8 protein-coding genes are annotated in these 12681 nt (G+C 55.4%); 7 read left to right on the forward strand and 1 reads right to left on the reverse strand.

From position 1 onward, the window contains the following. Positions 1-11: 11 nt before the first annotated feature. Positions 12-653, reverse strand: a complete 642-nt coding sequence (locus tag D5S03_RS03960) for a hypothetical protein (RefSeq protein WP_287042750.1) — start codon at positions 651-653, stop codon at positions 12-14. 136 nt (positions 654-789) lie between these two features. Between D5S03_RS03960 and D5S03_RS03965 the strand changes: the two genes are divergently transcribed. From D5S03_RS03965 to pta, 7 genes are all read left to right on the forward strand, one after another. Beyond that, positions 790-1179, forward strand: a complete 390-nt coding sequence (locus tag D5S03_RS03965; protein ID WP_287042751.1) for a hypothetical protein — start codon at positions 790-792, stop codon at positions 1177-1179. A 307-nt stretch (positions 1180-1486) separates the two neighbouring features. After that, the gene (locus D5S03_RS03970) at positions 1487-4138 is read left to right on the forward strand and encodes a hybrid sensor histidine kinase/response regulator (protein ID WP_287042752.1); all 2652 of its coding nucleotides are present in this window, start codon (positions 1487-1489) and stop codon (positions 4136-4138) included. A gap of 22 nt (positions 4139-4160) precedes the next feature. Beyond that, on the forward strand, positions 4161-5570 hold the full coding sequence (locus D5S03_RS03975; protein WP_008868635.1) for a sigma-54-dependent transcriptional regulator: 1410 nt from the start codon (positions 4161-4163) through the stop codon (positions 5568-5570). Positions 5571-5976: 406 nt separating this feature from the next. Further along, the gene (locus D5S03_RS03980; protein ID WP_287042753.1) at positions 5977-7689 is read left to right on the forward strand and encodes an L-lactate permease; all 1713 of its coding nucleotides are present in this window, start codon (positions 5977-5979) and stop codon (positions 7687-7689) included. Between the two features lie 89 nt (positions 7690-7778). Beyond that, positions 7779-9170, forward strand: coding sequence for an FAD-binding oxidoreductase (locus D5S03_RS03985; protein ID WP_008868637.1), 1392 nt, complete (start codon positions 7779-7781; stop codon positions 9168-9170). Positions 9171-9185: 15 nt separating this feature from the next. Continuing rightward, positions 9186-10457, forward strand: a complete 1272-nt coding sequence (locus D5S03_RS03990; protein WP_008868638.1) for a (Fe-S)-binding protein — start codon at positions 9186-9188, stop codon at positions 10455-10457. 63 nt (positions 10458-10520) lie between these two features. Continuing rightward, on the forward strand, positions 10521-12617 hold the full coding sequence (gene pta / locus D5S03_RS03995) for a phosphate acetyltransferase (RefSeq protein WP_287042754.1): 2097 nt from the start codon (positions 10521-10523) through the stop codon (positions 12615-12617). Positions 12618-12681 lie beyond the last annotated feature (64 nt).

Raw genomic sequence — 12681 nt, forward strand, 5'->3', positions numbered from 1 at the left:
TTTTTAAATGATCACTTCCTTTTGATGCCGCGCTTTGCCCGGATCTCGTGCAGCAATACAAGGTACGGCTCGATGCTTCGAACCTTTTTAATGCCTGCTGGTGTCCCGGCCTTCAGGGTACTCTCCGGGAACAGGCGGTTGAATGAGGCCCGGTCCGCTTCCAGCTCCATGGCCTGCATGATTTTTATCCGGTCCCCGGCGCTCTTGATTTCCGGATGAACGCAGTTATCCAGGCCGGCGGCAACCACAGGATCATCATGTACGCTGTGATGAATCTCATGCCAGACAAGCCACTCGTAAAATAATTCCAGAGGGATATCCCGGACGAGATCCAGTTCCAGCCGCCTGGCCGACCGGATCTCGTCTAAGGGGATCTTGTTGGCGATTTCGATTGCGGTAATTTCAGCCGATACCTTTTCGCTGCTGCGCCTGTACCTGTCGCTCCCGGCGGGGCTGCAGTTCGCCCAGTCCATGGGCTCAAGCACCCCGGAGCGTCTCTCATCCAGGTCAAAGACTCCCAGAGACATGCCTGCATGTTCCCTGACCAGGTTGTCCAGCCGCACATAAAGGCCCGGGGTCAGATACAGGCAATTTCCTGAAACAAGATGTTCCCGGGCTTCCTGCTTATTTGCTTCTGATTTATCAGGCAGCACTTTCCCCGTACGAACGAGCACCTGCCTGATCATGTTTCCAGTCCCGGGTCAAAGTATTCCAGAGTGTCCTGCCTCTTTCTTCAGAAACCTGGCCACAGTATACACTTCCTGCATTCTTTGATGCAGCACCTGCGATATGATTCAGAAGATTTGCAGGCATATGCCTGACAGTGCCGGCCTGGTCCTGGGTATTCATGTGGGCCAACACACGGGAGGCATGCCCGGGCTCAATCATGCAGAGCACTCGGGCCGCTTCTTTGGAAGAAACGGGTTCAAGGGCACAGGCCAGATCCTGGGGATGCAGGCTCTTGCAGAATTTCTGCAGCAGACCTGTTTCATTTTTTTCAAGGTATTTCTGCAGGGAATGGTTGATATAGGGTGTAGACATCTGGTTCACCTCCTTAAAGAGTTGCCGCCATGCAGTGAAGCAGCGGCCAGGAGGAGAACATGCGGGGATATTTATCCGGAGTGCACGGCTCCTGCCGCCTCTTCACCTGAAGGCGGTGCTTCGGATTCCGGGTTTTGATGATCAGCGCCTTGAAAGCGCCTGATACTGTCTGCTTCCATGGATGCTAAAGCTCCTGTTAGGGTTGCCTGGGCTGCCCGCTGCAGCCGACTCCAAACGCGGGAATATATGTATTATCTGCAGGCTGTTGTCAAGTATTTTATATTGACTTTGACCTGTCAATTTACAATAAAATCCAGTGTCAGGCTTTACAAGGAGTGGCTGCTCGAGTTTGATTTTAGAGCTGAGACTGGTAACCATGCCTTGTCTCTTATCCTGTTCTCTGGTAATGGACAAACGAAGTCATGATGAAAATTTACAAAACCTTATGCCCAAACAAGCTTTGCCAGTGCTGACCCGTATACTGCTTGCCCTTTTAGCAATACTCATCACCCCATCCCCGGGCTTTTCACAAAAAGAGGCCGCCGGGGACTTTTCAGTTTTTTATCTCAACTCCTACCACGACGGCTATGCCTGGTCAGACGACATCCGCGAAGGCATCAGGCACAGATTCCAGGAGTCCGGGCACCGGGTGGAAATCCAGATGGAGTATATGGATACCAAGGTGTTCCACCGTCCAGGCGTAACCAAAAGGCTCCTGGAGCTCTACCGCGAAAAGTACTCGAATGAAGAATACGACATAGTAATCGTGTCCGACGATGATGCCCTGGATTTCATGCTGGACTATGGAGACGAGCTTTTTCCCGGGCTGCCCATAGTCTTTTGCGGCATCAATTACCTGGAAGAAGAACTTCTGGACCGGGAACGCACCACCGGCATCGTGGAAAACTTCAACGTAAAAAGGACTCTGGAGCTGGCCCTTTCCATTCACCAGGACAAAAACCGCATGGTGGTCATAGGCGACGAATCCACCACGGGTATAGCCATCAAGGGCCAGATCAAGGAAGCTATACCTGATTTTCAGGGCAGGCTGGATTTCGAGTTCTGGACCCAGTACTCCTTAGACGAGATTGCAGACAAGGTCAAAGACCTGCCACAGGACACACTGGTTTACTTCATTCCTTTTTTTTATTCCGCTGGAGGACAGGTGTTTTCCGCCGGTGAAGTACTGGAGAATGTAGCAGGGTTCAGCGACCTGCCCATTTACAGCAACTGGGAGTTTCTCCTGGGCCACGGCATGGTGGGCGGCAACCTCATCAGCGGCTTTGAGCACGGTTCCATTGCCGCAGGCATGGCCCTGGATATCCTGGAAGGCAAAAGCCCTGCCGACATTCCCATAATCCACGATATTGTGGATCAAAACATGTTTGACTACAACGTACTGCAAAAGCAGGGCATAAAGCAGACCCAACTACCACCGGAAAGCGTCCTCATAAATGAGCCCCCGGCCTTTTACGAACTGGACAAGCAGGTTTTCTGGGTGATCATGTCCAGCCTGGGGGCGCTTGTAATTATCCTGGCCTTTCTGGTGCGCAGCATAATTCATAAACGCATTGTGGAAGGCCGGATCCGCAACCAGCTGGCCTTTCAGGAGAGCCTCATGGACACTATTCCACAGCTCGTCTGCTGGAAGGACCTCAACCAGCGCTATATGGGGGCCAACCAGGCTTTTACCGACTTTTTCGGCATAGAGTCCCCGGACAAGATCATGCACCAGACGGATTCCCTGCTCATGCCCTCCCGGGATTTCGCCCAGTGGGCCGCCCGCATGGACAAACAGGTGCTTCAGACCGGCCAGGCCCTTAGAAAGGTGCGCATGTCGGTCAGGGATCAAGATGGCGATTCCTCCTGGCTGGAGGTAAACAAAATTCCCCTGCGTGATGAAAAGGGGGAAATAGTCGGTACGCTGAGTACTGCGGAAAACATCACCAACGAGATAAACCTGGAACGCCAGCTCCTGCAGTCCCAGAAAATGGAGGCCATGGGCACCCTGGCCGGTGGCATATCCCACGACTTCAACAATATACTTACCTCCATCATGAATTCCACTGAACTGGCCCAGGGAGATCTGGACCCGGACTCCCCGGCTTACCAGGATCTGGAGAGGGTACTCAAAGCATCTCACAGGGGCCGGGACCTGGTCCAGCGAATTCTAACCTTCAGCCGTCCCTCCCAGGAGGGCTTCCGGCCCACGGTATTGCCCGAGCTGGTGCGGGATTCAGTATCTCTGCTGCAATCCTCGCTGCCCCGCAACATAGAGGTCCGTTCCAGTGTCAGCGGCGGCTACGAACCGGTCAACGTGAATCCCACCCAGATTTCCCAGGTGGTAATGAACCTGTGCACAAATGCCTTCCAGGCCATCCAGGACCAGAAAGGCACCCTTACGATAAACCTGGAGGAAATAGAGCTGGATGTATACCGGGCCGAAGAACTGGACATGCCTGCCGGCAAAGCCTTCAGGCTGGAGATATCAGATACCGGGCCCGGCATAGACCGTCGGGACCTGGACAAAATCTTTGATCCTTTTTTTACCACAAAGAGCCAGTCCGGGGGCACCGGTCTGGGTCTGGCCGTGGTCCTGGGCATAGTCAAGAACCACAAAGGGGTCATCCAGGTGGACAGCAGTCCGGACCAAGGCACCTCCTTTGAAATCCTGCTTCCCGCCCGGGAGCCCGGCAACCAGGAATCATCCCCTTCCGGCGCTTCCCTGAAAAGAGGCAGTGGAACCCTGCTCTTTGTTGAAGATGACCAGGACCTGCTGGAAACCACCCCCAGGAGCCTGCAGGCCATGGGCTACAGTGTTTTTTCCGCCTCCAGTGCCCAGAAAGCCCTGGAAATCCTGGGCCAGGACATTCCCTTGGACCTGGTCATCACAGACTTTGACATGCCCGGCTTAAACGGCATCGAACTGGCAAAAAAGATCCAGGCAGAGCACCCGGACCTCCCGGTCATGCTCATTACCGGGCGTATCCAGGCCCTGGAGGGCATTGAGCAGCCGGACAACATCAGGCTCACCCTGTCCAAGCCCTTCAACCAGGCTGATTTGTCCCAGGCGGTGTCAACAGCCATAACTGACTGAAAAACCTGAGAGACGAGATATTATGCCCCGAGTACTGGTAGTGGACGATGACCCGGAAGTACAATCCACAATGGCCAGCCTGCTGTCGCGCCAGGACATCCCGCATCACCTGGCCAAAGACCTGGTCTCCACTAAGCAGGCCCTGCAGGAAGACTGCTTCGACCTGGTTCTACTGGACGTGGGCCTTCCCGACGGCAACGGCCTGGACCTGCTGCCGGAAATAAAGGCCCTGAAAAACGCCCCGGAGGTCATAATCCTCACCGGCCGGGGGGACAGCGAAGGTGCGGAACTGGCCATTGAGGGAGGTGTCTGGGATTACCTCTTAAAACCCTCACCCATCAAGGAGATAAAACTGAGCATCTCCAGGGCCCTCAAGTACAGGCAGCAGAAAGAAAGCGCCCGGCCCAGGGCCCTGGACCTGTCCGGGGTGGTCGGGTCCAGCCCGGCCATGCAGTCCTGCTATGACCTTCTGGCCTGCGCCGCCGGATCGGATTCAAATATTCTTATCACCGGTGAAACCGGGGTGGGCAAGGAACTTATGGCCCGCACCATCCACGCCAACAGCTCCAGATCGGGTCATCCCTTTGTAGTAGTGGACTGTGCCGGAATAACCGATTCCTTAGTGGAAAGCACTCTTTTCGGACACTGCAGAGGCGCTTTCACCGGGGCCCTGGCCGATCACACCGGACTCATCAGCCAGGCTCACCAGGGAACACTCTTTCTGGACGAACTGGGAGAGCTGCCCCTGTTGATTCAAAAATCACTGCTTCGAGTGCTGCAGGAAAGAAAGTTCCGCCCGGTAGGGTCCAGCCGGGAGCAAAAAAGTGATTTCCGCCTCATGGCCGCCACCAACCGGGACCTGGAAGGCATGGTCAGTGAGGGCACCTTTAGAAATGACCTGTATTTTCGCATCAAGACCATGCATATGCACCTGCCGCCTTTGCGGGACCGGGTCCAGGACATAAGGCCCCTGGCCATGCACTTCGCGGACGAACTGTGCACCAGGAGCGGTATTGCATCCAAAGGTCTGGGGGCGGACTTTCTGGAAACCCTGGAAGCCTACTCCTGGCCCGGCAACGTGCGCGAACTGTGCAACGTCATAGAGCAGGCCCTGGTAGCCTGCGCCGGGGAAACCAATTTATACTCCATGCACCTGCCCAAGGAGATCCGCATCAAGGTCACCCGATCAAGGCTGGAAAAGTGTCCCCCGGACGAATCCAGTCACGGCACGCCCCCCTGGGCTCAAAAAGGCGACTCCCCCCCCATGCCCGATATTTCCGACTTCAAGTCCTACAAACAGGAGTGCGAAAAAAAATACCTGCAATGCCTGCTTCAGAAATACCCGGGCAACGTTCCTGCTATACTCAGGCTTTCAGGTCTTTCCCGCTCTCATTTCTATACCCTGCTCAAAAAATACGGCCTGGAAAGCTGACAGTACCAAAAGACCGTTCTGTCCGTTTTTCAGGACAACACTAATCTGCTGTATCACAAACCATACAATCAGCCTCAGATGGGCATTTACTGAGAATTTGCAGACATTGACTCCCTGCATCTGTCCGTTTTTCCGCACAGCACACCCTGCTCCTGCCGAGCACTTCTGAAAGAGAAAGACTCATAACATTCTGAAATAATTAAAAAAAATTTTAAAAAGATATCCAGGCATATTTTTTGTAGTAGCGTTCTGAATTCTGCTGTATGCTTTCCCAGGTCTAAACATTGAATTGATTTTTCAGCATACGTTCATCAGGCCGAGTACCTGCTCATAACCTGTCAATGCCAAGAAGCGTTGGGCTTTTTTATATAGGAACATGTTTAATCATTTAAGGAGGTATTGACCCATGTCTGTAGGATTTTTGGCCCTTTTAGCGGCGATACCCATTGCTATCGCCCTGGTTCTCATGGCCGGGCTGCGCTGGCCGGCCACCAAGGCCATGCCGGTTGCCTGGCTGGCAACCGCCCTGGCCGGCATCATTTTCTGGCAGCTGCCGGTGGGCTATGTGGCCGCCCTTTCCATTGAAGGGATTATCGGCGCTATAGGAATTTTAATCATCGTGTTCGGAGCGATCCTCATTCTCATGACCCTGCGAGACTCGGGAGGCATGGAAACCATCCAGGCCGGAATGCAGGATGTATCACCGGACATGCGGGTCCAGGCCATCATCATCGGGTTTTTGTTCGCAGCCTTTATCGAGGGCGCCGCCGGATTCGGCACGCCAGCCGCCCTGGCTGCCCCGCTGCTTCTGGCCCTGGGTTTTCCTGCCCTGGCAGCTGCGGTCATCTGTCTGACCTTCAATTCCGTCCCGGTTACCTTTGGAGCCGTGGGCACCCCCGTTATCCTGGGGCTTGGACCCCTTGACGACTTTGTAACCCGGGCGGTGGAAAGCGGAGCAGAGACCCTGAACTTTTCCGATCCCACAACATTCGGTATAGTTGTTGGTCAGTGGTCATCTCTGATGCACCTGCCCATGGCCATAATCCTGCCCATTTTCATGCTGGGATTCATCACCCGCTTTTTCGGGCCCAACCGCTCCTGGTCTGATGGATTCGGTGCCTGGAAGTTCTGCATCTTTGCCTCTGTTGCCTTTGCCATTCCCTATGTGCTCCTGGCCTGGCTGTTAGGACCTGAATTTCCGAGTCTCGTAGGCGGTCTCATCGGTCTTGGCATCGTGGTCTGGGGAGCCAAGCAGGGCATTGCCGTTCCCAAGGACGTTTTCACCTTCGGCGCCCAGAAGGACTGGGATCCTGAATGGACAGGAACTGTCAGCGTGGCCGAAGGCAGCAAGTTTGAGGTCCGCATGAGCCAGTTCAAGGCCTGGTCACCCTACATCCTTATCGGCTTTATCCTGGTGCTCACCCGCCTGGACTGGCTGCCTTTCAAGTCTTTCCTGGCCGGTATCACTATAGATTTCCAGAACATCCTGGGTTATGAAGAGGTGGCCAACTCCATTGCTATACTCTACCTGCCGGGAACCATCCCCTTTGTGCTGGTGGCCATTTTGACTATCTTCATCCACCAGATGAGTTCAGACAAGGTCAAAACCGCCTGGGTGGACGCCATCAAGCGCATCAAGAACCCGGCCATAGCCCTTTTCTTTGCCGTGGCCCTGGTGCATATCTTCAGAGGATCCGGCGTGGAAAACGAGGCATTGAACCCCAACCTTTATCCCTCCATGCCCCTGGCCCTGGCTGAGTCCATAGCCGCCATCGCCGGGCAGACCTGGCCCTTCTTCGCCGGCTTCATCGGCGGTCTGGGAGGCTTTATAACCGGCTCCAACACGGTTTCCAACCTGCTCTTTGCCGAGTTCCAGTGGGGCATGGCCTCTCAGCTTGACCTGCCGCACCAGCTCATCGTAGCGGCCCAGGCCGTGGGCGGCGGTTTCGGCAATATGATCTGCATCCACAACATCGTGGCTGTGTGCGCGGTGGTGGGCCTGTCCGGCAAGGAAGGGCTCATCCTGAGAAAGACCTTCTGGCCATTCATGGTCTACGCTGTAATAACCGGCCTGTGGGTAACCCTCATGAGCTTCGTGCTCTTCCCGGGTCTTTACTAAACTCTGAACCAACAAGCTGACAATGCCCCTGGTGCAGTAAAATATCTGCACCAGGGGCCAACAAAGGATATCTTACCAAGGAGCATTTTATGTCCAACGAGAGCCTGCAAAAAGAATTCGCCAAGGTGGTGGGGCAGGACAACGTCATGACCAGCGAGTCCGAGATGCACGCCTATTCCTATGACTCGGCCGTGCTGGATCAGGTCAGCCCGGCCATGGTGGTCCGGCCGACATCTTCCGAAGCCCTGGGCCAGGTGGTGAAACTCTGCAACGACAACGAACTGAAACTGACAGTACGCGGTGCCGGCACCAACCTATCCGGGGGCACTATTCCTCATCCCGGAGGCATTGTCTGCCTGACCACCGCTTTAAATAACATCCTGGAAATAAACGAAGAAGACCTGTACGCTGTGGTAGAACCTGGAGTGATCACTGCCAAGTTCGCGGCCCAGGTGGCCTCCAAGGGTCTTTTGTACCCCCCAGATCCCGGTTCCCAGGCCGTATCCACCCTGGGGGGCAACGTGGCTGAAAACGCCGGGGGCCTCAGAGCCCTCAAGTACGGGGTAACCAAAGACTACGTCATGGGCGTGGACTTTTTCGACGTCAACGGCGAACTGGTCAAGTCAGGATCAAGAACGGTCAAGTGCGTCACCGGCTACAACCTGGCCGGACTCATGGTAGCCTCCGAAGGCACCCTGGGCGTCTTTGAAAAATTGATCCTCAAACTGGTGCCGCCCCCAAAGGCTATCAAATCCATGATGGCCGAATTCGACGATGTTGCTGCAGCGTCTCAGGCTGTATCAGCCATTATCGCTGCCAAAATAGTCCCGGCCACTCTTGAGTTCATGGACAACTTCACCATCAAGACTGTGGAAAACTTCCGCGGAGCCGGCCTTAATACCGAGGCCGCTGCCCTGCTTCTGCTGGAGGTGGATGGCCACCCGGCCCAGGTGGAGGACGATGCGGCTCAGGTCCAGGAAATCTGCAACAAGCTCGGAGCCAGGCAATTCACAGTGGCCCAGGACGCCAAGCAGCGCGATGCAGTCTGGCAGGCCAGGCGCGACGCTCTGCCGGCACTGGCCAGGGTCAAGCCCACAACCGTCCTGGAGGACGCCACCGTGCCACGTTCCAAGATACCCGACATGATGCAGGCCTTAAAACGCATTGCCCGGGAATACAAGCTGACCATAGGCACCTTCGGCCATGCCGGGGACGGCAACCTGCACCCGACCATTCTTACTGACAAGCGCGATACCCAGGAATGGGAAAGAGTGGAGAAGGCCATAGACGAGATCTTTGACGTGGCCCTGGATCTTGGTGGCACCCTGTCCGGGGAACATGGCATAGGCATCGCCAAGTCCAAGTTCATGCACCAGGAACACGGCCTGGCCGCCATTGAATACTCCCGCCGCATGAAAAGCGTATTGGACCCCAAAGATATCCTGAATCCGGGCAAGATGCTTGGACCTTTGCTCGCTTAACCCCGGGAGGAAAATATGGCCGATATAAAACAACTATCCAGGATGCTTCAGGAACTGGATGACCTGCTCACGCGCTGCATGCGCTGCGGCATGTGCCAGGCCCAGTGTCCTGTGTTCACAAAATCCGGCAAGGAAACCGACGTAACCCGGGGCAAGCTGGCTCTGCTTTCAGGGCTGTCCCAGGAGATGCTCAAAGACCCCAAAGAGGTCCAGGATAATCTGAACCGCTGCCTTTTGTGCGGTACATGCGAGGCCAACTGCCCTTCCGGAGTCAAAGTTACGGATATCTTCCTCAAGGCCAGGGCTATCTTAAACGGATATCTCGGACTCTCTTCCACCCAGAGGCTCATTTTCAGGCGTCTTCTCACCAGGCCCAAACTCATGAACGCCCTTATTTCCATGAGTTCCGCCTTTCAAGGGGTCTTCAGCAAGGATGCTGACCAGATAATCGGGACTTCCTGCGCCAGGTTCAATGCACCCCTTATCCGGGACCGCCACTTCAAAAAGCTGGCCGGCAAACCTCTGCACAGGCAGGTCCCCAGCCTGGATACTCCGGCCGGATCCTCGGGCATCAAAGTTGCCTTTTTTCCTGGATGTGTCACTGACAAGGTCTTTCCTGATGTGGGCCAGGCAGTAATAAAAATCCTCAAGCACCATCAGGTGGGGATTTACATGCCCGAAAACCAGGCCTGCTGTGGCATTCCCGCCCTGTCCTCCGGGGAGTCTGACGCCTTTTCCACTATGGTGCGACAGAACGTGGAACTCTTTTCCGCCGGAAAATGGGATTACCTCATTACTCCCTGCGCCACCTGCACAGCCACCATGCGCAAGCTCTGGCCGGAATACCACAAGGGCAGCCTGGGCCGGGTCATAACCGAAAACATCCTGGATGTAAGCCAGTTCCTGGTGGACGTCCTGGGGGTCAAGCCCGAGACATCCGATAACCGGAAAACACCGGTGGCCTATCACGATCCATGTCACCTGCGAAACAGCCTCAAGGTCAGCGCTCAACCCAGGGCGGTACTGGAGGCCGGCGGCACATACAAAACGGCTGAGATCCCCGGCGGGCCATCATGCTGCGGTTCCGGAGGCAGCTTTAATATCAAGCATTACCAGCTTTCTAAGGATATCGGGCAGGAAAAGGCCCGGAACATCAAAGCCTCAGGAGCGGAGATGGCCGCCACGGCATGCCCTGCCTGCATGCTGCAGCTTGCGGACATGCTTTCCCAGGAAGAAGCCTCCATGCCTGTAAAACACGTGCTGGAACTTTACGCTGAATCATTGTAAAACTGCTGTCAGTCGCCGGGTATCAGGCGGCTGACAGCAGAAGAAAAATACCAGGAGCGCTTGATGGCCAAAAATCTATTCGTTATCAACACCGAACCCAGAAGCGGCAAATCAGCCGTCTGTCTGGGCCTGATGCAGATGCTCAGGCGCAATATTCGCAAGGTGGGTTTTTTCAGACCCATCATCAATACTCTGCAGGAAGGCAAGGTGGACCACGACATCCACCTCATCCTGTCCAGGTTTCAGCTGCAGCAGTCTTATGAGGATGCTTACGCATATACCCTGGAAGAGGCCAGGGACCTCATCAACCAGGGCAAGCACTACGTGCTCATGGAAAATATCATGTCCAAGTACAAGGCCCTGGAAAAAAACTGTGATTTTGTCCTGTGCGAGGGTACGGACTTCGTCGGCACGGATTCGGCCTTTGAATATGATATAAATGCCGAAATAGCCGCCAACCTGGGCTCACCAGTAATACTCATAACCAACGCCCAGAAAAAAAACCCCAAGCAGGTGGTATCCCAGACCCAGATGGCCATTGACAGCTTTATAGAAAAAGGCGTGGACATACTGGCCACCATCATCAACCGCTCCCGGGTGGAGGACAAGTATGAAATTTTGTCCGGGCTTCGCTGCAAGTTCCGGGACGAGGCCGACTGCCTGAGTTTTCTCATCCCCGAAGTGGAGTCTCTGGGCAGACCCACCATGCATGACGTGCACAAGTGGCTGGGAGGCGAAGTAATAAGCGGCCAGGATTTTCTGGATGTCCAGGTGGACGATTACCTGGTGGCGGCCATGCAGGTGAACAACTTTCTGGATTATGTCACTCAGAACTCTCTGGTCATTACTCCTGGAGATCGCTCGGACATCCTGCTGGGTTGTTTTTCCACCCGCCAGTCCAGGGCGTATCCGGAAGTGGCCGGGATCGTTCTCACCGGCGGTATGCACCCGCCGGCCTCCATGACCAGACTGCTGGAAGGCTGGGCTGGAGTGCCCCTGCCCATCCTGGCTGTAGAAGGACATACATTCAAAGTAGCCCGCATACTTACGGAGCTTTACGGGCGCATCGACCCCGAGGATGAAAAGAAGGTGGCCACTGCCCTTGGCTCCTTTGAAGAACATGTGGATACCGAGGCACTGCTCAGCCGCCTGGAAGCCAAGCGGTCCACCCGGGTCACCCCCATTATGTTTGAATTCAGCCTCCTGGAAAAGGCCAAAGCGGACAAGAAACATATTGTCCTGCCCGAAGGCTCTTCGGACCGGGTCCTGCAGGCCGCGGATATCCTTCTTCGCCGGGGCATCGTGGACCTGACCATTCTGGGGGAGCCGGACAGGATGCGCACCAGGGCCTCCCAGATGGGGCTGCACCTGGAAAAGGCCCTGCTGTTGGACCCTACATCCTCCAAGGAGTTTGAAGACTACGCAGATACTTATCTGGAACTGCGCAAGGCCAAGGGCGTGACCCCGGAAGTGGCCAGGGACACCATGTCCGAACCTACTTATTTCGGGACCATGATGGTCTACAAAGAACATGCCCACGGCATGGTCTCCGGCTCCATCACCACCACCCAGCAGACCATTCGCCCGGCCCTGCAGTTCATCAGGACCAAGCCGGGTATCTCATTAGTGTCATCAGTATTTTTCATGTGCCTGCCGGACAGGGTATTGGTATTTGGCGACTGTGCAGTCAATCCCAACCCCTCTGCAGAGCAGCTGGCGGAAATCGCTATCTCGTCCAGCGAGACGGCAGTACAGTTCGGAGTGGAACCCAGGGTGGCCATGCTTTCCTATTCTACAGGAGAATCCGGTGCCGGGGAGGATGTCAAGAAAGTGCGCCAGGCGACGGAAATAGCCCGGTCCAAGGCCCCTGAACTGCTCCTGGAAGGCCCCATTCAGTACGATGCTGCCTACGACCCGGATGTGGCCAGGGCCAAAATGCCCGACTCCAAGGTCGCCGGCAGGGCAACCGTATACATATTTCCGGATCTCAATACCGGCAACAACACCTACAAGGCGGTCCAGCGCGCAGCCAACGCCGTGGCCATCGGCCCGGTGCTGCAGGGCCTGAACAAACCGGTCAACGACCTTTCCCGGGGATGCACAGTGGCCGACATTTTGAACACCGTGGCCATCACCGCCATCCAGGCCCAGCATGCGTGATTTGTGGATTCTCGGATTGAGGGATTTAGGGATTCTCGGATTGAGGAATTCGGGGATTTTGGGA

This window comes from Desulfonatronospira sp. MSAO_Bac3 (assembly GCF_003838035.1).
Lineage (GTDB): Bacteria > Desulfobacterota > Desulfovibrionia > Desulfovibrionales > Desulfonatronovibrionaceae > Desulfonatronospira > Desulfonatronospira thiodismutans.

Coding starts and splice junctions, on each gene's coding strand:
- D5S03_RS03985 (WP_008868637.1), top strand. CDS start 7,779: ATGTCCAACGAGAGCCTGCAAAAAGAATTCGCCAAGGTGGTGGGGCAG.
- D5S03_RS03970 (WP_287042752.1), top strand. CDS start 1,487: ATGCCCAAACAAGCTTTGCCAGTGCTGACCCGTATACTGCTTGCCCTT.
- D5S03_RS03975 (WP_008868635.1), top strand. CDS start 4,161: ATGCCCCGAGTACTGGTAGTGGACGATGACCCGGAAGTACAATCCACA.
- pta (WP_287042754.1), top strand. CDS start 10,521: ATGGCCAAAAATCTATTCGTTATCAACACCGAACCCAGAAGCGGCAAA.
- D5S03_RS03965 (WP_287042751.1), top strand. CDS start 790: ATGATTCAGAAGATTTGCAGGCATATGCCTGACAGTGCCGGCCTGGTC.
- D5S03_RS03980 (WP_287042753.1), top strand. CDS start 5,977: ATGTCTGTAGGATTTTTGGCCCTTTTAGCGGCGATACCCATTGCTATC.
- D5S03_RS03990 (WP_008868638.1), top strand. CDS start 9,186: ATGGCCGATATAAAACAACTATCCAGGATGCTTCAGGAACTGGATGAC.